Genomic DNA, 21,761 nt, shown 5'->3' with positions numbered 1-21,761 from the left:
CTCACAATTCTCTAGGTGTTATTTTCCGATCGCTCGCCTTTAGTCTAAACTCCAGTATCTAATATCATAGCGATTACTAAACTAGGGCTAATCGACTCAACATAAAACTGCCCTGGAGTTAATCCAGAGCAGTTTTTGATAGAAGTAAATTATATAGGAGACAATTAATGTTGTCCCCAGTTTATCCATAGTAAATACCGTTATACAATACTATTCACCTCAAGTTTCGTACTTTACGCAAAAAACGAATAATCTTGAAGTTGGCATTACAAAGGTTAGAACCAAGTATCAGCCAGCGTATCATAGGCGGCATCCGCGATTTTGAGCTTTTTCCTTGGTGGATCGCAGCACATAGTTGCTGGTGATAGAGTGCTGATGAGCGAAAATCTGGGGATAGAGAAAGTGAGCGATCGCTCCAGGGGGTCTTAGTCCACCGCCTAAGAGCAATCGATTCTCTCTCTTATTGCCGAAAACCCTGCTGATGTGGGCTATTGGAGTTATGAGTGGGGTGTTGGTGGGAAATCTGGTGCTCCCGATTAGATTAGGGAAGTGCGAACGCTTGGAGCGAACGTCTGCTGTTTCTTAGAGTCTTATAAATCTTTGCTAAGTAAGTCGGCGCGATAAAACCAAGGTATGTTGAGTTTTGTAAAAACCCTGGAACGATTCATTTATAAACTCTTTCCTGACTTTATACTTCGTTACATAGGTTGATTTTTTGACGCCGACTTACTTAACTGCAAGCTAAAACTTGCTCTTAACTTTTGTGCTTACCTTGAGAAACTTTGGAGTATGCAATCAAGTTTGGTAACTCTGAAAAGCAGGTTGGACTTGTCACTTATTGTATACCAGTATCTCCTGGTAAATCTCGGATTGTTGCTCAGTTTCCCCGTAACTTTGCCAAAACACTCCATCGTCTTAGACCCCGCTGGTGGGATCATATTAGCGAACGCAATCAAGTTATTGATGGAGATATGGTTCTTCTCCAGCAGCAAGAGTATTTTCTACAACAGACACAATCGACCCCTAGCTGGAAAACTTCCTATCGACTACCTACAAGTGCAGATAGGCTAGTGATTGAGTAGTTTAAGTTCTAATAATGTTAGTTGTGGTAAATTGAGTGTGATTTGAGGTGTATTAATAGTGGCTGGTGCTTGATATTGGGGTTGTCTTTGATAGGTATAATATTCGTTAAACCACTCGTCCCGTTGCTCTGCTGATTGCAGGAAGTTGTTTAGTCCAATGTAGTAATCAAGGTTTAACTGTTTGTAGAAATCAACTATAGTTTTATCCCGGCTGACACCGTACTCTACCTGCACATCACGGCTAAAAAAAAGTTTGGGTTTATATCCTGCAATGATTAACTGCCTAGTCAACTCTTGCACGATGTCTGTAGAATTACCTTCAAATAAGTACAGCCGACTACCTAACTTTTTGAGATTTGAGTCGAGATTTTCCAATGACTCAAACAAGAAGCGGACTCTTTTCTTTCCGACATCAGCCCAGGTATAAAACCAAGGGTCAATAATGAAGAATGGCAGAACTCTTCCATCATTACCAGATGAAGAGGTGACAATTTCGTTATCAGTTAAACGCAAATCTCGACGAAACCATAGAAGGTGCATAAAGGTGCATAGTTTAATTTACCATCACTATAATACACTTGTACCAACAAGTGATTTTGCTGTCGAAGTTGAGTATCTATAGCCAGCTGTAATCTATCTTCACTGCGCTGACTTTACACAGTGCAGCAAACCGAACAAATAAGTTCTAGTTTTAACGACTTGTGAGCAGTCTAAAAAGTAGGTAATTATAAAGTCAGGTATCAATGTTAATTCTTTCCACTGACTCTTGAACTCTTCAGATTCAAAAATCAACTTTTTGTAATAGTAGATTTGTCAATTTTAGATAGATATGGAACTGATCAGAAAAATAGAAAAACCCATTTTGAAAAAGGCATCTGCGACAAACTTGTCCCAACAGTTAGAACTAGAAGTTGAAAATACTAAGACTCCAAAAACAGCATTAGAAGCCAAGCAAAAACTGGAAGAGAATAGTAACAAGCTGGAGTATGGTTCTGACTATTACTATTCTCCAAGATTTGACAACCCTCCAGCGCAAGCAATTGAAAGCTCAGGGTGGCAGATATCAGATATTTGGCGAGAGATTCGGGTAGATAGTTACTATGATAGTTGGTAATGTTCAGAGCTAGCAATAATGTCAAATAGTAACTGAAGCGACACACCTTGTGGAATATAAAACTGCAAGGGCAGCGGATGTAGAGCAATATTTAAAAGTGAAAAGTTTACATGGGGGCACATCTGCCCTCATTTTTAAGATGGATATCAGGTAACTGTGCGTTAGAATTGAATTGATGGCAACTTGATTGATTTGAAGCTAGATTAAAGAATCGAGGGTAAAAGTTGCTCACAGGGCAAAGTTTAATAATTGGGTCGTTAATAAGTTGTTTATACAGCATTTATGATCAGTAATCAAAGTACTGTATGCAAACGGTATAACCCAGAACTAGCGATGCGCTTTCTTAATATTTATAGGTTTAAAAAGTATGGCTAAGGTGACAATTTCTATTGGGCTAACTGATGCAGAAGTCAAAGCCTTATCAGCAATGCAGATTTCGGAAAATGAGTCATTAAATCACACAGCGACAAGATTGCTCCAGGGAATCTTGGGACAGTCAAAAGCTGGGCTGGCGTTATCTAATAGTGATGAGATTAAGGAAATAGTTAAACACGAAGTAAATGCTTTAGCTGCGTCTACACCTGATGGGGAAGAGATAAAACAGGTGATTAGGCAGGAGATGGCAGATGCGATCGCCTACGGCGGAGCGCAGCTCATCGCTCAGATAAAGGGTTTAATAGATCAGCGTTCTGGTGGAGTTGCCCTACAAACACAAGAGGCTATTTCCGTTGAGCAGCAAGTCATACCAGATTATTCAGCAATACGCGAAAATATCCTTTCTAAATTGAAAACAGGTAAGCAGTCAGCAGCCAAGGCAATTGACGCTTTTATTGAGGAACTGGGTGCTGCCAAGGAGCAACAGCAGCCAGCAGATGAAGAATTAGGTGTAGCGAGTTAAAATTTTTGTTACTCGCAAGGCTGGCGACTGCTAACCAGTCAACTTAATCACACCTTGGCTAACTAAATGTTCAAGCTGAGAATGATGCTGTGTTTGCTCTCATAGTAAACCTTGTGCAAAGCCGCAGAAATCGCCTGAAAAAAGCCCAAACTGTAGATTTGCTGTTTAACTACAGTAGATGCTCTCCTGAAACTCAAAACTCAACTGGCTTTGCCCTTAATTGAAAGTCGCCACAGGAATAGGCGTCCATTGTTAACTTTCGTGTGCTGCTTGATTGTTAGTCGTTTTCCCCCTATCCTCACAAAAGGTAGTAATGGTAAAGTAAATTTCCTTTTCAAAACAAGACTTCAAGGTGATTTATGAACTCATGTGAACTAGTGGATGCTGTAGCAGCAAAGACCAACATCACAAAAAAGCAAGCTGATGAAGTCATTAGTGCTCTTTTGTCAGTAGTTACTGAGACTGTAGCGAATGGGGATAAAGTAACGCTTATTGGTTTTGGCTCATTCGAGCGACGCGTTCACGAAGTGTGCCGAAGGTATCGCTGTGAACGCTCAGGGCGTAATCCCAAAACCAATGAGCGAATGACCATTCCAGCCACTAGAGTGCCTGCGTTTTCTGCTGGGAAACTGTTTAAAGAAAAAGTAGCGCCATAAAGCATAAGTAAGCCACCCTACCCAAAAGGCTGGCCCCAGCGCTCCCAGTTCTCCTTATTAAATGGACTGCGCCACTTCAAAATAAGGTTCAACTCCAACTCTTGCCGTGCGCGTCGATCAACCGGAGCACTCAGCATTATATAGCGATATTTTTAGATAAGATTTACTAATACTCAAGTAAGTTATGCAAAGAAGAATGGTGAACAAAAGATTTATTTTTCTAATTTCAGCTTTTGGGCTAAGTGTACTTATAGGGGCCTGTCAGCCTGCTACAGAGCCTCCAACAACTGCACCACCAGGAGCGCCATCACCCGCACTGCCATCAGTAACTCCAGCCAGCCCTTAGTGCCATATATTACTACTGTGGAGAGCAACTGGAGTTCCGAATTAGTTACCAAGTTAAATCATGGTGTGGTTTAAGGCAGGTTCAACCGTTTACGCGCACCAAAGCGAAACAGCTTATCAGGTAGTATCGCTCTTAAGCGAGGCAACCATTGTGCCTCATTGCCAACACGGTAGCGTAATCGTGGTGACTGGCTTGAAACAATACGAGTAATTGCTTTTGCAACCTTGTCAGGATTGTCACCTTGTGCAATTGCGCCCTGGACAGATGAGGAAATTAGATCGCGTACAGTGTCATAATCACTATGTATTGTGGCAGGCTGTAACATGGCTAGGTTGAAGTTGGTCTTGAAGTAGCCAGGCTCAACTAAAGACACTTTGATATTGAACGGGTCTAGTTCTACGCTTAATGCTTCGCTATAACCTTCAAGTGCAAACTTACTTGCAGAGTAAAAACCTTGACCGGGTGCGCCGATCAGCCCCGCCACTGAACTCATATTGATAATATGCCCGTTACGCTGCTGTCTCATAAAGGGCAAGACAGCATTAGTAACACGTACAACACCCCAAAAGTTCGTCTCAAAAATCTCCTTGGCTTGTTCTAAAGAAGTTTCCTCAATCATGCTGGCATGAATTTGTCCAGCATTATTCACAAGTATATCTATGCGGTTAGTCCGTGTGAGCAACTGATTAATACACGATTGTATTGAAGAATCAGAGGCAACATCTAATGTCAACATTTCCACACCTTGTGAGGCTGAATGTTGTTTGCGACTCGTACCAAAAACACAGTACCCTACAGCAGCCAGTTTTTGAGCAATTAACTGCCCAAACCCAGATGATGCACCTGTAACTAGAACAACTTTTTGGTTAATCATCAGTTTTTAGCTATCTGCTTTATGTTCATGATATTCAGAGATATGCTCATATACCTTCTCTGGAAACTGTAAGGGGAGCAACGCGATTTTGTGAGGTTGGGTGAAAAAGGTGCGATCGCTAATAAATATGTTTAAGTACAATATAAATATATTAACAAGTTTAGCTCTGGGCAGTTTAGCTACAAGTAATGTTCTGAAAGACCAACGTGTTGTCATTGCTGTGGATGGCGGTCGTACTAGGATTCGGATTAATAATAAGGGAAGGCGTAAGGTGAAGACTAATCGTTTAGGCTTTACAGGAGAAGGGATTGAGCCAAAGTTATTAACAATTTATGTAGTAAATGACGATGGTGAAAAGGTTATCAATGGAGAAATTCCGATTACCAATGATCGGACGTATTCAGGATATCAAGCATTTTTACAGATATTAGAGATGTACTTGGTTAGTTTAGGAATTAGTCAGGCAAAACAGGTTTTATTAATTGCGGACGGTGCAGAGTGGATATGGATACACATTCCTCCTTTACTAAAAAAGTTAAAATGCCCACCTGACACTTGTCAATTATTAGACTTTTATCACGCAGCATCACATTTACAAGACTTTGCTGATGCTGCATTTAGCACAAATAATGAGAGACAACAATGGTTTAAAAAGGCGCGAAAAACTTTAAAGAAAGGTCAAACACTAAATTTAATCAGAAACATGGATGAATTTATCTCTGGGGCAATTGGAGAGCGTCTTAAAATTTTGGTACGAGAGCGAAACTATATTTTAAAAGCTTACCGACGGAGGCTTTTAAAATATAATGAAGTTGCATCGGAAAAACTTCCTCTTGGTAGTGGTGCTGTTGAAAGTTTAATTCGTCAAGTTGTTAATTTACGGATGAAAGGTAATAGTAAGTTTTGGCTTCAAGATAACGCAGAAATTATGTTGCACCTCCGTTGTCAATGGATAGCTAAAAGTTGGGATAATTTTTCTGATTCTATCTTTAATTCGTTTATCAAACCCCAAAGTGCCTGATAAATTTTATACTTCAAGTCGGCATTTCAGTTATTTGCTGCTATAATTGATACCAATTTTTAAATAATTATTGCAGACATATTTGGAAATAATCGTCAAATAATTTACTAGCAATCTTTTTGAGATATCTCATCAAGATGATTTCTCGTGTAATTACGTATTTAGATTGCAAATAAAATTACCTCATACACAAATGTAAGTTTTAGCGATGGCTGCGCCCGCCGAAGGCATCGCACCTTTTTCACCCAACCTCACAAAATCGCGTTGCTCTCTAGTGTTCTTGGTGTTTGGGAACCGCAGCAAAGTTTTGAATATGGAGCTGTAGTCGGTGGTTTCAATAGCGAACGTTATTTGCAACTACTCGAATGGCTTGCAAATTTCGCTCAACAGCGTCTTGAACAAACGGGTCAAATAACTGTCCTTATTCAGGATGGAGCATTATTTCATCGTAGCAAAACAGTTCAACAACACTGGCAACGCTGGCAACAACAAGGCTTGTACATTTTTTTCCTGCCACCTTACTCGCCGCAAATGAACCGTATTGAAGATGAGTGGCTGCATCTCAAACGTGACGAGCTTTGTTCACAAATTTTTGATGATGAGTATGAACTTGCGCTTGCTGTGATTCATGCTATTCAAAATAGGGCTGACAAAAATAATTACTCCGTTGAGCGTTTTATATTTAATCATGTCTAGCTACTTACAAAGGAAAGGGTAAGCAACTTTGGCTGGGCAAGCATTAGTAAAAACAATAAGGATTACCAGTAGATGTAGTCTTATCGAGTAAGATCAGTCAGAGCCGACTTGATTTCCTCTTCAGATGCCAAACTTTCACCAACTGCCAGGAATGACACTAAATTGAGTGGCTTGTTGGTCTGCGCTGCGGCATATATTTTATGGTGGCCATCCAATAAATAGTGAGCTAAACACCAATGCTCAGTAGTCTCAGGATTGCCCTGCCAAACGGCTGGCTGCTTAATGTCCAAAACAGAGACAGCAAATGCCGTTGGTTGCCCACCATGCGCTATTTCATCCTGATAATGTACCACTCTGAGTTGATCCAGCTTTGTGACAGGAAACAGGGGAATGACAAACTCGAAAAGTTGACGATGTTCGCCCAGTGCCAGGGAGTGACTACGATAGTAACTAACATGCGGCTGATGCGGTGGTAACGCATCAATGCCCCACAAAGCAACCTGCTCTTGAACAAAATAATCGTCAGGATGTCCGGGTGCAATCAGGCGTGGAAGTACCGTTGAAAAGTTGACATAGTAAGTTCCTGTTGGAAGGATTTGGCTTAGAATAGAAGTAAATGCAGGATCAATAATGTCAATCCCACTATTAAGCCGTTCTGCAATCGTTGCGGCACAAATACTGTCATTGGCACTCTCTAGCCGTTTAAAAAAGAAGGCGCAAGTTCCGCAGACATTCCCAAGATGATAAGCTCGTTTGTTTCCGATTATCAGGTAACGATCCCAGCCGTTGTTAGATTTCTCGAAACCAATAATTGAAGAAGAATAAGATATTGTGATCCGACTTGGCTCGTTCATAGGCGTTGCAGAATATATGTTTTGCATACAAGATTTAATTGAGTTTATGACAGGTATGCTCCAGCGCTTATGTAATTAGCTATTCATCTTTATATTTTATGATTTTAGTAGATATTCTCACCATTTACGTTAACTTCAACGCAAGCCCCTGAATCCTTTCGTTGGTTTCTACAATTTTTAGATTCTTCAGGTCTAACACAACACTTCGTCATAACGAACATAATTCATGGGCAGTGATCGCTGAGGCGAAATAACCTGTCGTTAAATATTTGTAAAGAAATAACAGTTGATACATAAAACACAGCTTTTTCAACTGATTAATATTTAGAAGTCACTATAGTTATATGCCTACTACAGCCGAGGGTTTCTTCATTATGTCTTGGGAGATAAGCAAGGTGCACTGGCAGATTTACAAAAAGCTGCTCACTTGTTTCAAGAACAAGAAAATATAAATCTTATCAAGAAGCGATGCAGTTGCTCAAAAAGTTTTAGCACTGGTGAGTGCTACAACGTCTTTTGTTAGAAAGTTGGAATGCTTGTTTATTTTCGTTTTTGGTGGGGAAAGGTCAAACAACTTAGCACTGTACCTTATATATTTTTCCCCAACACCTAACCAAACCGATTTTGCTACATTAGCAGCATTCTTTTGCATTGAGTTGCTCGAATAGTTCATCCCAATTTTCTATTCTAATTATGCTACGAGATTATTCAGGACAAAATCTTAGAGGTAAATCATTTCAAGGCCAGAACCTTGAGGGTGCGAACTTCAGTCAGGCAGATATCCGGGGAGCTAATTTTACTGGTGCTAACTTAAAAGGTGCAAACTTCAGCCATGCTCAAGCTGGATTACAGAAGCGGTGGGCAACGTTTTTGGTGCTTGTTTGTTGTTTAATATGCGGGTTGGCAGGATTTTTATCGGTTTTTGTTGGAGCGTTAATAAGTTCTATATTTGATAATTCAAATTTATCAACTCAGGTTTTGGGCTGGACTACTTTAATATTAGTAATTATTGTCTTTATAGTTATAATTAATCGCCAAAGGTTAAATTCAGCTAGATCTGTCGCTGAAGGCTTAGTTATCCTCTTCGCCGGAGCCTTAACCTGCTTTGCCATCGCCGGAAAAAGCTCCGCTGCCGCCTTATGTATCGTCTTTACTGTCACCTTAGCCTTTGCAGTTGCTAAAGCCAGAGCCAAAGCCATAGCCATAGCCATAGTTGTCGTCTTAGCCTTCTCCTTTGCTGGAGCCTTAAACGTAATCGGAGGCTTAGTTATCGCCTTCGCTGGTTGCCTTGCTGTCTTTACCACCTTAACCTTTGTCTTTGCATTAGCCTTCGCTGTCACCTCTAGCACAGCCGAGTCCGTAGCTGTTGTCTTAGCCTTAATGGTTGCCTTTACCTTTACCTTAGCCTTTGCTGAACCCAGAGCTTTCGCCTTTGTTGTCACTTTAGCCTTTGCTGAACCTAAAGCCTTCGTTACCTCTGGCAGAGCCGATTCTGTAGCCGTCCCCTTAGAAGTATCAAGCATTATTACCAGTATGCTAGTATTGAAAGGAGATCAGAAATATGCCTTGATTCGTAAGATAACAATCTCTTTTGCAGCTTTTAAAGGAACAAGTTTCCGCAGTGCCGATTTAACTGACGCTAATTTTACAGGAGCTACTCTTAAAAGTGCAGATTTGAGAAAAGCTACTTTGACTCGTACTTGCTTTCACAATACAAAGGAACTAGACCGTGTTAGACCTGGTTCCATTAATTAAACATTGAAAAGTTCCAGTCTCCATTATGCGAATACTTGCATATAGCCACGTTTCTTGCTGATTTTTTTTTAAGGGCAGCCAAGAAACTAAAGCGGTTGCTGTATAACAAGCAGAGCCTTTAAAATCGCCGATAAAATGTTTGCTTATTGCGAATGGAACTGATGAATTCTTCAACTCACTCCTGACACTCGTTCCAAGAGCTTCTACCGTGCAATATAAAACTGCCTTAGCTTTCGTCTAGGGCAGTTTTTGATAAAAGTAAATTATATAGGAGACTTTTATTGTTTTCCCCGGTTTATCCATAGCAAATACCGTTATACAATACTAGTCACCTCAAGTTTCGTACTTTACGCAAAAAACGAATAATCTTGAAGTTGGCATTACAAAGGTTAGAAATTAGCATCAGCCAACGTATCACAGACGGTATCCCCGATTTTGAGCTTCTTCCTTGGCGGGTCACAGGATATGGTTGCTGGTGATGGGGTGCTGATGAGCGGAAATCTGGGGATGGAGGAAGTAGCGATCGCTCTCAAAGCGCGGTAATCGCTCTAGTAAAATCAAAAACCACCCATATCATGTAGGTGGAGAACAAAAGAGATTGTATATCTTTTATCACTTGCCGAACAGTTTATTAAACACATCAGCTAGACGGTAGCCTGCCAAGCTCATCCGATGTTCTGCTAACCATGTATCCAGCTTTATTCCAAGCAAAAGCTGAGTACTGCCAAATCAGGATTGTTGATAATGCTGTCAATAAAGAAAACTTAGCGAAAGAATGTAACTTCAGCATAAAATTCTTTGTTAGAAAATACAGCTAAAGTATAGGTTGCATTCAGATAAGTTAGGGTTAAATTTGCATGAGAAAAATAAATCACCCTACACAATTATATTTCAATAAACAGAGCTGTGCATTAACCAGTTTAAGGGTGCGCTCGCATCTATTACCCTATGAATAAGTCATTTTCCTCTAAGAATTTAGGTTCAAAATTACTTAAAAAATATTCCTACTCAGAGCAAATAATTTTACATATTTTTCATCATTACGGATATACATTGAGGTTTATTGCGATTCCGCATGACTAAAATGTGACAAATAATATAGCATTAGCTACTTAAGTTATTGGGTCAAGTTTGCTCAATGACTATCAAAAAACCCTTGGCTATCAAACAGCCACAGGTAGGGCATATCATTCGTGATTTGCGACTTTTGGCTGGGTTAACGCAAGAACAGTTTGCAGCCACTCTCGGTGTGACATATACAACAATTAACCGTTGGGAAAATGGACGCTCTAAACCGTCGCCGATGGCGATGAAGCTTATTGAGCAGAAGCTTGATGAGATGGGCACTCAGGGTCAGGGTTTATTAGCTAAGTATTTACCGAATTAGTTATTTACTCAGTTTCTGTGTGAGCGGTAAGTATAGCTCTAATAGCCCACTTGTTGTAGTTTTTATATCCAACTGTTGATTGCAATTTTAAACATCAGGTGAGGCATCTAATGAACGGTAATACAAACATGAGAACTAATCAGCAAGTCATTGAAATCACAGGCGCTCCTGCCCAAGTCTGGGGAAATGTGTTAGTTCCAGCAAGAGGAACTGAAGCGCCCGCATTTGACAGATGTGGAGGAGAAGCTGTTCGCTAAAATTTGAATGTAACAAATTGTAAACAATCGTGTAAAATCTCCTTAATTCGCCTGAAAAACATATAGCAGGTTAAACACAGGAGTTTGAAAGTATATATAAAACCCGTCGCAGGACAGCCCTAGAAAGGCTAGGTGGTTCAGCCGCATTGATTATATTTGTGCAAAACATGATGAAATTAGGCTTAATTACGAGCAATAATTTTGGGTCTTCAGGCAAAGCTTTCAATCATGACTAATTCCACTTTTAATCAAACTAGCAGCATGGATACATTAGACAAGCAGCTTTGCCAGCTTGTTATAGAAACCTGTTACCATCCACGCTTCAGCCTAGAACGTCAAAAAGGACTCAATGAAATTATTTGGAGGATTCAACAATCAGGTAAACTCCTATCTGGAGTGGGAGTGCCTGACTACGAAGATGCAATCCAGCAAACCTGGTTATACTTCTGCCGCAATTTGTGTGAAGCCACAACAGGCGATGCTTACAATCCAGAACGGGCAAGCGTGATCACATGGCTCAACGCTTATCTCAAACACAGACTTCAGGACATCCGCATCAAAGCAGCGTCAAATGCGATCGCCGCTTACACTCACTTATCCGATTTTGATGAATCACTAAATCCCGTAGACAACATAGCCGCACCACCAGCTCCACTACCTATTTTAGAAGACATTCTGGAATGGGTTGAGCTTGAGGGCAGTTTACTGCGTAGCATTCACCTGCGCGATCGCCCAGAGATTAACTGTCAAGTCTTGATTCAACGCCGCCTACCTCCTGAAACAACTTGGGAGCAATTAGCTAAAGAATTTGGAGTAGGAATTTCCTCTCTGAGCAAATTCTACCAACGAGAATGCTTTCCCCGTCTGCTAAATTTCGGCAAATCACAGGGCTACCTGGAATCTTAAAAATTTATAAATTCAGACTTCACATTAATCCTCTTTTGTCACTTTTGGAAAATGCATGACTTTAACAAACGCTAAAGACATCACGATCTCCATTCCCATTTCTCAGCAAGAGCGTCGAACAGCACAGCAATTCGCCCATGAGCAACCTACACCTGAAAAGGCACTAAGTGTATACATGAATACTTTAGCTGTTCTAGCAGTGCGTAAATACTTGGAAATACTTGATATTCCTACCGAGCTAGAAGCTAGCTATAGCTGGAATCCTATTGGGCGACTGTGTTCTGATGTCGCTGACCTGAAAGTAACCCAAATCGGACACCTAGAGTGTCGCCCAATTGAAAATTGCGAACGCACCTGTTACATTCCGCCCGATACTTGGTCAGACCGGATTGGTTACGTTGTTGTACTCTTAGATAAGACTTGCCTTGAAGCAACAGTCCTGGGTTTTGTACCAACAATATCACAGCAACTGCTGACTATCGAACAGTTGCAACCACTAGAAACATTACTCATCCGCTTGCATCAAAAAAATACCAGATTAGTGCGATTAAGTCAATGGTTTGACAACGTTTTTGAGGCAGGTTGGCAAACATTTGCAGAACTTCTGGGCAACACAAATACCGACCCAGCTTTAGGATTTCGCAGCCTTTCGGTTAGAGGAGTTGATCTAGACGACTCCAAAACCCTTAGGCAAATGGTTGAGCAATTATATGTCAGTCTCAATAGCACCCTTGAAAACGAGGACTTGACTACAGCTTTAATTCACCTGCTGGATAATACAGAGAATGAAGAAGTTCGTTGGACAACAGCAGAGCTTCTGTGGGCGTTGGCTCCTCACAATCCCGCAGCAGGCATGAGGAAAGTGATGGATTTGGGGATGCAGTTTGCGGGTCACGCTGTTGCCCTGATGGTAGCAATTTTGCCCAACAAAGAACAGCGAGTAGCAGTTCTCCTGCGGTTGTACCCAATGAGTAGTGAACGTTATCTACCAGCAGGTCTGCAACTGACTGGACTAGATAAATCTGGCAATGTCTTTTTATACACACAAGCCAGAAAACGAGATAACTATATTCAGATCAAATTCTCTGCTGAATTTGGGGAACGATTTAGCATCAGAGTATCGCTGGATAATACTAGCCTCACAGAAAACTTTATCATTTAGTTTGAAATTAAACCAAGGGACTGATCGTGGGTAAGCTAGTTGTCTTCAAAATTGGAGAGGGTAATTTTGAGCAGGGATTCCCAGTCATGCTTCAGATTGGAGAAGAGGGTCAACAGAGTGTCACAGAAATTGCAGGCAGGTTACCCCCAGCCCCGGAAATTCCTCACCTTTATCAGCGTTGGCAAACAGCTTACTATAGTTTGGGAGGAATGCGAATAGAGGTTCCACCCCAAATCACGAACGTTTCCCATGTGGACGAGTGTGAGTATGCCGCTTGTGCACTTCAAGCTAGATTGCACGAATGGCTCAACCAAACACCTATTCGAGATTTGCGAGAACAGGTGCAGGAAGAAGTCAGACAAGATCAGCCTGCGCGGGTTATTCTGCAAACTCAGGATATGCTACTTGCCAAGCTGCCTTGGCATTTGTGGAATTTATTTGAGCGCCGCCCCAAGGCGGAAATGGCGCTCAGTGCTAAGTATGCCCCACCAGCTCAACCTCTAAGAAGTCCGGTGAGAATCTTGGCAATCTTAGGCAGTGGCTTAGGCATTGATGTTCAGCAAGACCGAAAGCTACTAGAGCAGTTACCAGGAGCAAAAGTTACCCTACTCTCAAAACCCCGACGACAGGAACTTTCAGACCAACTGTGGAACCAACCTTGGGACATTCTCTTTTTTGCGGGTCATAGTAGGACTAGAGAGGGGGGCGGACAAATTCAGATCAATGACACCGAGAATTTACCGCTTGACGAGGTGCGAAATGCCTTGAGATGTGCTGTGCAAAATGGCTTGAAGCTAGCAATTTTCAACTCTTGTGATGGGCTAGGGTTAGCACACTCTTTAGCAAATTTACAAATTCCCCAAGTAATTGTGATGCGGGAGCCTGTACCCGATGCGGTGGCGCAGGCATTTTTGCGGTACTTCCTGAAGACGTTTTCCCAAGGTGAATCGTTTTACCTGTCGGTGCGAAAAGCACGCGAACAGTTGCAGGGGATGGAAGGAGACTTTCTGTGTGCATCTTGGTTGCCAGTGATTTATCAAAATCCCGCCGAAAAGGATAGGAATTTTCGCTGGCCCAAGTCATATAAAATACCTTTAGTTATGTTAATGCTTACAGGTTTAGGAATTGCCGCTTCCTTGGCGATCGCATGGCTGTTGGTGAAACCAAACCGCACTAGCTTAGGAGAGCAGATTTTAGTACATGGAGTTACAAATGCCGATAAGGAAGCAGGAGCTAAAGAATTTCGTGCCCTTAATTTTGTAACTGCAAAGAATAATTTTCAGAAGTCACTACAACAAAATCACAACGATCCAGAAGCGTTAATTTACTTGAATAATGCCAAAGTTGGTAATGGCAGTGGGATCAAAATTGCTGTCAGTGTTCCGATTGGCAGTAATCCCAATGTGGCACAGGAGATTTTACGGGGAGTGGCTCAGGCGCAGGATGAGGTAAATCGCAACGGTGGCATCAAAGGCAAGCCGTTGCTCTTGGAGATTGCTAATGATGAAAATAGTCCTGAGGTAAGTACGGGACTTGCACATGAGTTTGTCGAGGACAGTCAGATTCTGGCAGTGATTGGACATAACGCTAGTGATGTTTCTCTTGCTAGTGCCAAAGAGTACCAAGGGAAGTTGGTGATGATCTCGCCAACCAGTTTTGCCAAAAGTTTGACAGAAATTGGCGATCTTCATAGTGACAACTATATATTCCGCACGGTTCCCGACATTCGCCTTGTGGCAGATACCCTCTCTAATTACGCCATTAATAAGGCGCACAAAAAACGAATTGCTATGTGTTCGGATTTCAAAGCGGTAGACAATAAGTCGTTCAGAACTGAGTTCACCTTCTCCATTGAACAGAATGGTGGCACGTTCATCCCTATCCCCTGTGATTTTTCCGCTCCTGATTTCAACGCCGATGCAATAATAGCTCAAATCAAGAAAGAAAGTGTAGATGGCTTACTACTTGCCCCCCATGTTGACAAAATTGACCTTGCCCTAGCAGTGGCACATGCTAATAAAAGGCAACTAACCTTATTTGCCAGTCCCACCTTTTACACAGCCCAAACGCTCTTGTCTGGGAAAGCAGATGTTAACGGTATGGTGCTGGCAGTGCCTTGGCATCCCTGGTCATCCTGTAGCGATCGCTTTACTAAAAATGCCACAAAACTGTGGGGTGGAGGAGCGACTACTGTTACTTGGCGCACTGCTACGGCTTACGATGCCACACTCGTGATTATTGATGGGTTAAAAAAGAGTGATGGCACACGAACAGGATTGCAAAAAGTTTTGTACAGATACTGGTTTGAGATCGCTGGGGCGACAGGAAAGGTGCGATTTTTACCTTCAGGCGATCGTAGTGGCGGTACATCTCTACTAGTCCAGGTTCAACCTAATAATCAATCGACCACAGGCTACGATTTTGTCTTCCTGCATCAGAATATCTTGGGTAAGTTTACCTCTTGTACGGGTGTATCTAGTCACTAAATAATTAATCAAGATGCTATTAAAGTATAACGTGCTTATATTGAACGTTTTGAATAAAGAATGCAGTATGCATTACCGCTCAAACCCCTATAACCAAAACAATGCCATATGACAACGCCTATAATTACACAAACTTGCTGTGTGGGTTTTCTAAGTTTATCAGTTATCACTCTCTCCTCTGCTAGTCTAGCTGTAAGTGTGGAGCAAGTACCAAATCCACGACAAGTTAACAGTGGTTGGGTGACCGATATGGCTAATGTCCTTAGTCCTTCAACTGAAGCTGAACTCAATAAGCTGATTTCAAACCTCGAAGCAAAAAACGGCAGTGAAATTGCTGTTGTAACCGTACCTGAGACTTCCCCTGCTAAAACTCCCAAGCAGTTTGCAACGGCTTTATTCAAGCATTGGAAAATAGGCAAAGCCGAGCGAAATAACGGAGTGTTGTTGTTGATTTCCAAGGGTGATCGCCGCGTGGAGATTGAAACTGGCTACGGTGTCAAAAAGATTTTGCCTGATGCGAGTGTTGGCAACATTATCCAACACAATATAACACCGCGACTCAAACAAGGTGACTATGATGGCGGGACGTTGGCTGGAATTAAGGCACTCGTAACAGCATTGGATGGTGTTGCTGATAGTTTTAATATCCCAACATCAAATCAGAGCGGAAAAACACCGAAAGATAGCTCTAATCAGCCTAGGTTACCATTCGTATTAGGGGAACTTGTAATACTAGGGAGTCTCTTCATTACTAGACAGTAAACTCTTAAAAAAAAGTAAATTGATATGAAAAATATACTGTTTGTGCTGATAGTTGTTGGGTTTGCGATCTTAATTGCTGGTGCAATTTTTAGCAGAAGATCCCGTCGTCGTTCTAGTTGGCGTGATGGAAGCAGCGACAACTACATCCACACCAGCGACACCTCCAGTAATGATTACAGTAGCAACGCTGGCGAGGTTTACGACAGTGGCAGTTCTAGCGGTGACTATAGTGATAGCGCAGGTAGTGAAGGCGGTAGTAGTAGTTTCGGTGGTGGTGATAGCGGTGGCGGCGGTGCAGGCGGCAGCTTTGGCGGTGATAGCGGCAGTAGTAGCGGCGGTGACAGCAGTAGTTCGAGTAGTAGTGGTGGTGACAGCAGTAGTTCGAGTAGTAGTGGTGGTGACAGTTCTAGCAGTGGATCGGGCGGCAGTTATTGACGGACTGGAGTTCAGGGCAAACGCATCTAAACTGTTGATCACGACCAATCTGAAAAATCAATCGATTTAATCAGCGTTTCTCGTTTGATTAAGTTCCCGAACATATTCGCTTGACCGTTGGTAATCCCGAACGCCACTGGAAAGTACCACCTGTAAATCGGCGTGAGGTGTTAAAGCATAATAGCTACACCTGCCAATACTGCGGCAGTAGCAAGCGTCTGACGCTCGACCATGTAATCCCGCGCTCAAAATTCTTACAAAAAAAAACTGAGAAGCACCCAATTAATCTTCAACAACTCTTATAGCAATCCTAAATCATTTGTGAGAAATTACCGTACTCATTCAGCTTAGGAAAGTCAAAAATTTGACCATTGACGGCTAGCTCAAATAATGCTTTAACTACAGAAGTCGTAGTAGCTCTGTTTCGACTCAAACACTACCCCATACAAAGATGCTATCTCGTATTCTAGTTCGCTCAAATTCCACTTATCCTTGGTTTTGAGCCATTCAATTATTTCTGCACGCTGTTGTGGATTCAAAAATCCCTGACTTCCCTTGTATCTAAGCTTTAAGCCTTCTACTCCAAAAGTGAAAAATGCCTTTTTCCACTTACTTATAAATCCTGATGAAACATCCAATATCGATTGGATAGCAACATGAGTGTATCCTTCTAGCAGCATCTTGACTGCGAGTGCCCGTTGAATTTCTCGCAAGTCGAAGGCTATTTTCCATAAACTCTGATAGCGATCGCATCCACATTGATATTCTCCTGTAATAGCTCCTAATTATACCTTTAACCTTCTTCCGTATTTTCTCACAAACCAAATAGGATTGCTATAGTGCTGCTCTTCCTCTAGCATTTCCTAGTCGGGAAGTTAACGGACAGTCCTATATAGATGGCGGTTTAGCTGATAATGTACCTTTGAGAGCTTTGGCAAAACGTGGTTGCAAAAACGTCATTGTAATTCACTTAAAAAATGGCGCTGCTTGGAATCGCCATGACTTTCCCGAACAAACTGTAATTGAAATTAGACCTGAACAGAGAATTGAAAAGTCTGATACTCCGATAATTAGTAAAATTGATAGCTACCTGGATTTTAGTTCAGAACGCATCACCGAGCTAAAAAAGCATGGTTACGAAGATGCTAAACGCTGCTTAATTCCAATTATGGAGGTTTTTAGAACTGTGAAAGACCAACGTGAGTCTCATAACTCGTTGGTTAATTCTACACAGCGTCTCCTGAATGACCCACCGCTATGAAAATATTTTAGGTAAGTTATTTCATCCGAAACCCGACTAAGGGGCGATCTCCCCTCATGAAAACGCATTTTCCGCCGCGTCCGTGCAAAATTCTGAAAAGTGGTCGCATGAGGCGATTGTAGCAAGGGCAAATGTACGACCGGAGCGTATGCAGAAACTCAAACTAGCGGAAAATTCGGGGCAGAATCCGGGTTTTGGCTTCTTGCTCTCGTGCTGGAGTGACGATCCGGCGAAAGCAGATTGTGATCAAGAAGCTGCTGGCGAAGTTTCCGCAGTGGAGGGTTGCGATCGTGGATGGGGTGTTGGTTGATTGGGGGAGTAGTGAATCTGTACAATCGAGAAGAGTTTGAGCTTGCTGTTTGATACCCAGATTTCCTTGTCTAGAGCATTACCCTGCAATGTAGTTGTAGTTAACTTGATGACACCTCAACGACATTTTGGGCAAAGCTCTTATAAGCATCGCCCATTTGTTTAGCTATCGGATCAGGAAAGACGTGAAAATCCCCAGCTTTGAGAGCTTTTATTATCCCGTCTGCCACAAGTGCAGGTGGCTGTGAAACCTCACCCATTCCTGCCGCATCGCTCATATCCGTGGCAATTGGGCCAGGGTGAATACTTAGCACAAGCGTGTCTTGCTCACTCAATAGTTCTCGTAATGTCTGGGTGATTGAATAGGCCGCAGCTTTTGAGGCGCAGTAAGTGGCAGAATCGGGGAAACCTTTGAGCGAAGCAACAGAATTGATTTGGGCAAAGACACCACCTCCATTGGCTTTGAGTACCGGGGCAAACGCCTGAGCCATGTAGATCAATCCATATACATTGATTTTCATCTGAAATTCGAGAGCGGCGATCGCATTCTCAGCTAGGGGAGTTCCAGCTTGAAAGACTCCTGCATTATTGATAACAATTTGCACATCTGGGGCAGTTTGAGCAGCAGCAACAATAGATTGAGGATTACCTAAATCAACCTGAATTGGTACTACCCGATCACCGTATTGTTCAACCAATGAGGAGACACTGTTGAGCTGACGAACAGCCGCATAGACTTTGGTGGCTCCGTGTTCAATAAACGACTCAACTATCGCCTTGCCGATGCCGCGATTTGCGCCCGTAACCAAAATGGTTTTGTCTTTGATGTCGTAGTTCATTTGGATTTCTCCTTATGGTTTTCAATCATATTAGAAAAGCAAATTCTCTTTAGCCATCTGTCTGTAACTACTTAATAAGGACTTACTGTTGGTCTAACTATAATTTCGCTGATATCAACATCGTTAGGTTGAGTGATCGCAAATAAAATTGACCGAGCGATCGCGGTAGCCGGAATAGATATTTGTCTAAATTCTTCCATTCCTTTTTTAGCAGTTTCATCGCTGATGCTATCGGCTAACTCTGATTCTGTTGTGCCAGGAGAAATCACCGTCACCCGGATATCACCGCCAACTTCCTGCCTCAATCCTTCAGAGAGCGCGCCAACCGCAAACTTGGTAGCGCAGTAAACCGCCGCCGTTGGATATACAGTATGTCCGCCAATGGAAGAAAGATTAATAATTTGACCGGATTTTTGGGCTTTCATAATCGGTAGTACCGCCGCGATGCCGTACAAAACACCTTTGATATTGACATCAATCATCAGATCCCATTCCTCAACTTTCAATCGGTCAAGGGTTGATAATGGCATGACTCCAGCATTGTTAATTAGCACATCCACGCGACCGAACTTACTGAGAGTAAATTGCGTGATTTCTGCCATTTGACTTCGTTGAGTCACATCGAGAGCAAGATATTCAGCTATTCCGCCGTCGGCGTGAATGTCTTTGACGAGCGCTTCTAGGCGATCGGTGCGTCGCGCTCCTAAAACTACTTTTGCCCCGTTCTTTGCCAGTAATCTGGCTGTAGCTTCACCAATGCCGCTACTCGCACCCGTAATCACTACAACTTTCTGGCTGTTATCAGTAGTCATACAATATCTCCAGTTTATTTTACGTTCGTGAGGCTAGATTATTTTGTAGTTCGGGGACTACTAGATTGAGCGGTGAAGACTTCCCGTAATGCCTGTGCCGCATCAATGGCACGTGGAAACCCAGCCGTTACTGTCGTCAAGTAGACGACCTCTTTAAGTTCATTCTGAGTTACGCCTAGCCGGAGGGCATAGCCTGCATGAATTTTTAGTTGTGGCAGATTGCCTTGGGCAGCAAAAGCGGCGACGGTGGCAAGCTGACGAGTACGATCGTCAAGCTCGCTCCGCGACCAAACTTCACCAAGAGAGTAATCTACAATTGCATCTGCTAAAAATGGGAAATCTTGACGTAGACCTTCAAGGACTGGCTGCCCAGCCCCTCCTGATAACTTATTAATGACTTGATTGCCTCGTTCGCGGCGACTCTGGCTTTCTGGTGGAGTTTGTGCAGTGGCGGCAAGAGGTAAGGCTATTAGAGTAGAGGATAAAAGCGCGATCGCTTTCTGTATCGGTTTTCGCCACTATACAGCTTGCACGCGCTGGCAACTAATAGATTCACTGCCGCCATTAGCTTTATTGACGATCGCAGCTTTGTTTTCTACGTTTGACATGATTGAGGTTGATTTGATTTAAAGAAGTTGACTGTCAGAAACTTCAATTCTCTGAGCGTTCACCCATCGGTTGTCTAGCGAAAGCAATGATGCGATACCTTTGGTAAGCTTCGTTAACGCACTACCGATACAATTAAGAAAGCCGACGTGACCGAGCGCTGTTTGCGAGGCGATAAATTTATTGACTTCTAGATTGTCCCTAACAGTACCGCCACGGAAATCGTTCTAGTTGGCGAAGCCTCTTCCAATGGAGAATCAACTTGGAGCCGCTATTACTTTTGCCAAATATAGGTTGCTTTCGGCTTCAGCTTGGTGTTCGATGAAAAGTAAATGGTAGTCGTGGCAGAATCAAAAAGCAGCAGCAAATTCTTTTGCAAAATCCTTCAGCTTAACTTTTCCCATAACTGTTGGTTTATGGCGATAATAATCCTCTGCTAGTAAACCGCTATAAAGGCTGGCATACATTTCAACTAAACCAGCAGCAATTTGTGGATTCATACCAGCGCCTTCTAAACTACTTAGCATTTGTTCATTGGTAATAATTCTCCACTTTAAATCAGGGTTTCCAATAGCTGTACCTAAAATACTCGCAGTTTCGTTGCCTGTAAGTTCTTCACTTGCTACATACCGCACTTTTCTACCAACAAACGGTGTAACAAGTTCTTCAGTAATTACAGCAGCAATATCTATTGGAGAAACCCAAGGGATAATTTTGTCTGCACCATAGTTTGCGGCAATAAAACCCTGATTTTTGATCGTATCTACATAGCCATACAAGTTGTAGTAGAAACTCGTTGGGCGAATATGGGTAATGGCTACATCTGATGATAATTCATTGAGAATCTTCTCAACATTGTGAGCGCCAAACAGAATTCCTGAACCTTTCTCTAGATGAGCGCCAATGGTACTTAAATTGACTACACGCTTTACTCCTGACTGGTGAATGGCTTGGGTATACTTATTGCCGATTCTGCGATAATAAGCTAATAGGTCAAGACTAAGATCGAAATAATCGTTTGGCGGCACCATACAATACACTGCATCACTGCCTGTAAAAGCGGAAACTAGGAAATCAACGTCTTCCAATGTGCCAATCGCGGCGATCGCACCCATTGCTTCAATGTCTTTTTGCTTTTCTGGCTTGCTGCTGATAACCGTCACCCTATGACCTTTTTGGACTAATTCCTGTGCAAGCGGCTTGCTAATGTTTCCTAATGAACCTGTTACTATAAATTTCATAA

24 protein-coding genes and 5 pseudogenes are annotated in these 21,761 nt (G+C 42.3%); 19 read left to right on the top strand and 10 right to left on the bottom strand.

Translation table 11 applies throughout. From position 1 onward, the window contains the following. Positions 1 to 300: 300 nt before the first annotated feature. The gene (locus HWQ23_RS07700; protein WP_292825901.1) at positions 301 to 447 is read right to left on the bottom strand and encodes a hypothetical protein; all 147 of its coding nucleotides are present in this window, start codon (positions 445 to 447) and stop codon (positions 301 to 303) included. 335 nt (positions 448 to 782) lie between these two features. On the opposite strand from HWQ23_RS07700, the pseudogene HWQ23_RS07695 reads away from it, so the two are divergent. Next, positions 783 to 1,079: pseudogene (locus HWQ23_RS07695) on the top strand (PaO family protein); the annotation flags it as partial. On the opposite strand, the gene HWQ23_RS07690 reads toward HWQ23_RS07695, so the two are convergent. Further along, the gene (locus tag HWQ23_RS07690) at positions 1,068 to 1,622 is read right to left on the bottom strand and encodes a deoxyribodipyrimidine photo-lyase (protein ID WP_292825899.1); all 555 of its coding nucleotides are present in this window, start codon (positions 1,620 to 1,622) and stop codon (positions 1,068 to 1,070) included. The pseudogene HWQ23_RS07695 and the gene HWQ23_RS07690 sit on opposite strands and share 12 nt — an antisense overlap. 289 nt (positions 1,623 to 1,911) lie before the next feature. Between HWQ23_RS07690 and HWQ23_RS07685 the strand changes: the two genes are divergently transcribed. The 3 genes from HWQ23_RS07685 to HWQ23_RS07675 all read left to right on the top strand — a co-directional run bounded on the left by HWQ23_RS07685 (position 1,912) and on the right by HWQ23_RS07675 (position 3,750). Next, the gene (locus HWQ23_RS07685) at positions 1,912 to 2,196 is read left to right on the top strand and encodes a hypothetical protein (RefSeq protein WP_292825896.1); all 285 of its coding nucleotides are present in this window, start codon (positions 1,912 to 1,914) and stop codon (positions 2,194 to 2,196) included. 367 nt (positions 2,197 to 2,563) lie between these two features. Next, positions 2,564 to 3,094, top strand: a complete 531-nt coding sequence (locus HWQ23_RS07680; protein WP_292825893.1) for a hypothetical protein — start codon at positions 2,564 to 2,566, stop codon at positions 3,092 to 3,094. A gap of 359 nt (positions 3,095 to 3,453) precedes the next feature. Further along, on the top strand, positions 3,454 to 3,750 hold the full coding sequence (locus HWQ23_RS07675) for an HU family DNA-binding protein (protein WP_292825890.1): 297 nt from the start codon (positions 3,454 to 3,456) through the stop codon (positions 3,748 to 3,750). A gap of 269 nt (positions 3,751 to 4,019) precedes the next feature. Here the strand turns inward: HWQ23_RS07675 and HWQ23_RS07665 are convergent, their stop codons facing one another. Together HWQ23_RS07665 and HWQ23_RS07660 are read right to left on the bottom strand one after the other, a co-directional pair. Beyond that, positions 4,020 to 4,148 carry a hypothetical protein gene (locus HWQ23_RS07665; protein ID WP_292825887.1) on the bottom strand — a complete coding sequence of 43 codons (129 nt, stop codon included), beginning with the start codon at positions 4,146 to 4,148 and terminating at the stop codon, positions 4,020 to 4,022. 18 nt (positions 4,149 to 4,166) lie between these two features. After that, on the bottom strand, positions 4,167 to 4,970 hold the full coding sequence (locus HWQ23_RS07660) for an SDR family NAD(P)-dependent oxidoreductase (RefSeq protein WP_292825884.1): 804 nt from the start codon (positions 4,968 to 4,970) through the stop codon (positions 4,167 to 4,169). Positions 4,971 to 5,070: 100 nt separating this feature from the next. Between HWQ23_RS07660 and HWQ23_RS07655 the strand changes: the two are divergent. Together HWQ23_RS07655 and HWQ23_RS07650 are read left to right on the top strand one after the other, a co-directional pair. Beyond that, a pseudogene (locus HWQ23_RS07655) lies at positions 5,071 to 5,991 on the top strand (ISLre2 family transposase); the annotation flags it as partial. A 264-nt stretch (positions 5,992 to 6,255) separates the two neighbouring features. Next, positions 6,256 to 6,687, top strand: a complete 432-nt coding sequence (locus HWQ23_RS07650) for a transposase (RefSeq protein WP_292825881.1) — start codon at positions 6,256 to 6,258, stop codon at positions 6,685 to 6,687. Between the two features lie 80 nt (positions 6,688 to 6,767). Here the strand turns inward: HWQ23_RS07650 and HWQ23_RS07645 are convergent, their stop codons facing one another. After that, positions 6,768 to 7,541 (bottom strand): hypothetical protein, encoded by a 774-nt coding sequence (locus HWQ23_RS07645; RefSeq protein ID WP_292825878.1) that lies wholly within the window; start codon positions 7,539 to 7,541, stop codon positions 6,768 to 6,770. 693 nt (positions 7,542 to 8,234) lie between these two features. On the opposite strand from HWQ23_RS07645, the gene HWQ23_RS07640 reads away from it, so the two are divergent. The 9 genes and pseudogenes from HWQ23_RS07640 to HWQ23_RS07600 form a co-directional block, all read left to right on the top strand. Beyond that, the gene (locus HWQ23_RS07640) at positions 8,235 to 9,296 is read left to right on the top strand and encodes a pentapeptide repeat-containing protein (protein ID WP_292825875.1); all 1,062 of its coding nucleotides are present in this window, start codon (positions 8,235 to 8,237) and stop codon (positions 9,294 to 9,296) included. 1,138 nt (positions 9,297 to 10,434) lie between these two features. Continuing rightward, a complete protein-coding gene (locus HWQ23_RS07635; protein WP_292825872.1) occupies positions 10,435 to 10,683 on the top strand; it encodes a helix-turn-helix domain-containing protein in 249 nt (82 codons plus the stop codon). 110 nt (positions 10,684 to 10,793) lie between these two features. Continuing rightward, positions 10,794 to 10,940, top strand: coding sequence for a hypothetical protein (locus HWQ23_RS07630; RefSeq protein ID WP_292825869.1), 147 nt, complete (start codon positions 10,794 to 10,796; stop codon positions 10,938 to 10,940). A 228-nt stretch (positions 10,941 to 11,168) separates the two neighbouring features. Continuing rightward, a complete protein-coding gene (locus HWQ23_RS07625; RefSeq protein WP_292825866.1) occupies positions 11,169 to 11,846 on the top strand; it encodes a sigma-70 family RNA polymerase sigma factor in 678 nt (225 codons plus the stop codon). 55 nt (positions 11,847 to 11,901) lie between these two features. Next, positions 11,902 to 13,008, top strand: a complete 1,107-nt coding sequence (locus tag HWQ23_RS07620; RefSeq protein WP_292825863.1) for a DUF1822 family protein — start codon at positions 11,902 to 11,904, stop codon at positions 13,006 to 13,008. Positions 13,009 to 13,094: 86 nt separating this feature from the next. Further along, a complete protein-coding gene (locus HWQ23_RS07615; RefSeq protein WP_292825860.1) occupies positions 13,095 to 15,494 on the top strand; it encodes an ABC transporter substrate-binding protein in 2,400 nt (799 codons plus the stop codon). Positions 15,495 to 15,602: 108 nt separating this feature from the next. Next, entirely contained in the window at positions 15,603 to 16,256 is a 654-nt protein-coding gene (locus HWQ23_RS07610) for a TPM domain-containing protein (protein ID WP_292825857.1), read from the top strand. Between the two features lie 24 nt (positions 16,257 to 16,280). Beyond that, positions 16,281 to 16,691: a hypothetical protein gene (locus tag HWQ23_RS07605; RefSeq protein ID WP_292825854.1), complete on the top strand. Its 411-nt coding sequence runs from the start codon at positions 16,281 to 16,283 to the stop codon at positions 16,689 to 16,691. A 92-nt stretch (positions 16,692 to 16,783) separates the two neighbouring features. Beyond that, positions 16,784 to 16,942 (top strand): annotated as a pseudogene (locus tag HWQ23_RS07600) (HNH endonuclease); the annotation flags it as partial. 156 nt (positions 16,943 to 17,098) lie between these two features. On the opposite strand, the pseudogene HWQ23_RS07595 reads toward HWQ23_RS07600, so the two are convergent. Then, positions 17,099 to 17,444 (bottom strand): annotated as a pseudogene (locus tag HWQ23_RS07595) (helix-turn-helix domain-containing protein); the annotation flags it as partial. A 97-nt stretch (positions 17,445 to 17,541) separates the two neighbouring features. Here HWQ23_RS07595 and HWQ23_RS33405 point away from each other — a divergent pair. The 3 genes and pseudogenes from HWQ23_RS33405 to HWQ23_RS07585 all read left to right on the top strand — a co-directional run. Beyond that, positions 17,542 to 17,613 (top strand): annotated as a pseudogene (locus tag HWQ23_RS33405) (hypothetical protein); the annotation flags it as partial. A 9-nt stretch (positions 17,614 to 17,622) separates the two neighbouring features. Continuing rightward, complete coding sequence (locus HWQ23_RS07590; RefSeq protein ID WP_292825851.1) at positions 17,623 to 17,952, top strand: hypothetical protein; 330 nt, start codon at positions 17,623 to 17,625, stop codon at positions 17,950 to 17,952. A gap of 82 nt (positions 17,953 to 18,034) precedes the next feature. Then, positions 18,035 to 18,262, top strand: coding sequence for a hypothetical protein (locus HWQ23_RS07585; RefSeq protein WP_292825848.1), 228 nt, complete (start codon positions 18,035 to 18,037; stop codon positions 18,260 to 18,262). A gap of 100 nt (positions 18,263 to 18,362) precedes the next feature. On the opposite strand, the gene HWQ23_RS07580 is transcribed toward HWQ23_RS07585, so the two are convergent. The 3 genes from HWQ23_RS07580 to HWQ23_RS33400 form a co-directional block, all read right to left on the bottom strand. After that, a complete protein-coding gene (locus tag HWQ23_RS07580; RefSeq protein ID WP_292825845.1) occupies positions 18,363 to 19,100 on the bottom strand; it encodes an SDR family oxidoreductase in 738 nt (245 codons plus the stop codon). Between the two features lie 71 nt (positions 19,101 to 19,171). Then, positions 19,172 to 19,912, bottom strand: coding sequence for an SDR family oxidoreductase (locus tag HWQ23_RS07575; protein ID WP_292825842.1), 741 nt, complete (start codon positions 19,910 to 19,912; stop codon positions 19,172 to 19,174). Positions 19,913 to 19,950: 38 nt separating this feature from the next. After that, on the bottom strand, positions 19,951 to 20,229 hold the full coding sequence (locus HWQ23_RS33400) for a carboxymuconolactone decarboxylase family protein (RefSeq protein ID WP_365740738.1): 279 nt from the start codon (positions 20,227 to 20,229) through the stop codon (positions 19,951 to 19,953). 85 nt (positions 20,230 to 20,314) lie between these two features. Here HWQ23_RS33400 and HWQ23_RS07565 point away from each other — a divergent pair, with 85 nt between their 5' ends. Further along, positions 20,315 to 20,542, top strand: a complete 228-nt coding sequence (locus tag HWQ23_RS07565) for a hypothetical protein (protein WP_292825836.1) — start codon at positions 20,315 to 20,317, stop codon at positions 20,540 to 20,542. A 326-nt stretch (positions 20,543 to 20,868) separates the two neighbouring features. Here the strand turns inward: HWQ23_RS07565 and HWQ23_RS07560 are convergent, their stop codons facing one another. Beyond that, positions 20,869 to 21,759 (bottom strand): NAD(P)H-binding protein, encoded by an 891-nt coding sequence (locus HWQ23_RS07560; RefSeq protein WP_292825833.1) that lies wholly within the window; start codon positions 21,757 to 21,759, stop codon positions 20,869 to 20,871. Positions 21,760 to 21,761 lie beyond the last annotated feature (2 nt).

The sequence above is a fragment of the Nostoc sp. JL33 genome (assembly GCF_017114985.1).
GTDB lineage: Bacteria > Cyanobacteriota > Cyanobacteriia > Cyanobacteriales > Nostocaceae > Nostoc.
This window is presented reverse-complemented; position numbering and strand designations above follow the sequence as displayed.

What these genes read in the sequence shown, in the direction of transcription:
- HWQ23_RS07640 (WP_292825875.1), top strand. Translation starts at nt 8,235, where the DNA reads ATGCTACGAGATTATTCAGGACAAAATCTTAGAGGTAAATCATTTCAA.
- HWQ23_RS07580 (WP_292825845.1), bottom strand. Translation starts at nt 19,100, where the DNA reads ATGAACTACGACATCAAAGACAAAACCATTTTGGTTACGGGCGCAAAT.
- HWQ23_RS07630 (WP_292825869.1), top strand. Translation starts at nt 10,794, where the DNA reads ATGAACGGTAATACAAACATGAGAACTAATCAGCAAGTCATTGAAATC.
- HWQ23_RS07560 (WP_292825833.1), bottom strand. Translation starts at nt 21,759, where the DNA reads ATGAAATTTATAGTAACAGGTTCATTAGGAAACATTAGCAAGCCGCTT.
- HWQ23_RS07685 (WP_292825896.1), top strand. Translation starts at nt 1,912, where the DNA reads ATGGAACTGATCAGAAAAATAGAAAAACCCATTTTGAAAAAGGCATCT.
- HWQ23_RS07610 (WP_292825857.1), top strand. Translation starts at nt 15,603, where the DNA reads ATGACAACGCCTATAATTACACAAACTTGCTGTGTGGGTTTTCTAAGT.
- HWQ23_RS07690 (WP_292825899.1), bottom strand. Translation starts at nt 1,622, where the DNA reads ATGCACCTTCTATGGTTTCGTCGAGATTTGCGTTTAACTGATAACGAA.
- HWQ23_RS07635 (WP_292825872.1), top strand. Translation starts at nt 10,435, where the DNA reads ATGACTATCAAAAAACCCTTGGCTATCAAACAGCCACAGGTAGGGCAT.
- HWQ23_RS07615 (WP_292825860.1), top strand. Translation starts at nt 13,095, where the DNA reads ATGCTTCAGATTGGAGAAGAGGGTCAACAGAGTGTCACAGAAATTGCA.
- HWQ23_RS07605 (WP_292825854.1), top strand. Translation starts at nt 16,281, where the DNA reads ATGAAAAATATACTGTTTGTGCTGATAGTTGTTGGGTTTGCGATCTTA.
- HWQ23_RS07645 (WP_292825878.1), bottom strand. Translation starts at nt 7,541, where the DNA reads ATGAACGAGCCAAGTCGGATCACAATATCTTATTCTTCTTCAATTATT.
- HWQ23_RS07660 (WP_292825884.1), bottom strand. Translation starts at nt 4,970, where the DNA reads ATGATTAACCAAAAAGTTGTTCTAGTTACAGGTGCATCATCTGGGTTT.
- HWQ23_RS07625 (WP_292825866.1), top strand. Translation starts at nt 11,169, where the DNA reads ATGACTAATTCCACTTTTAATCAAACTAGCAGCATGGATACATTAGAC.
- HWQ23_RS07575 (WP_292825842.1), bottom strand. Translation starts at nt 19,912, where the DNA reads ATGACTACTGATAACAGCCAGAAAGTTGTAGTGATTACGGGTGCGAGT.
- HWQ23_RS07620 (WP_292825863.1), top strand. Translation starts at nt 11,902, where the DNA reads ATGACTTTAACAAACGCTAAAGACATCACGATCTCCATTCCCATTTCT.
- HWQ23_RS07680 (WP_292825893.1), top strand. Translation starts at nt 2,564, where the DNA reads ATGGCTAAGGTGACAATTTCTATTGGGCTAACTGATGCAGAAGTCAAA.
- HWQ23_RS07675 (WP_292825890.1), top strand. Translation starts at nt 3,454, where the DNA reads ATGAACTCATGTGAACTAGTGGATGCTGTAGCAGCAAAGACCAACATC.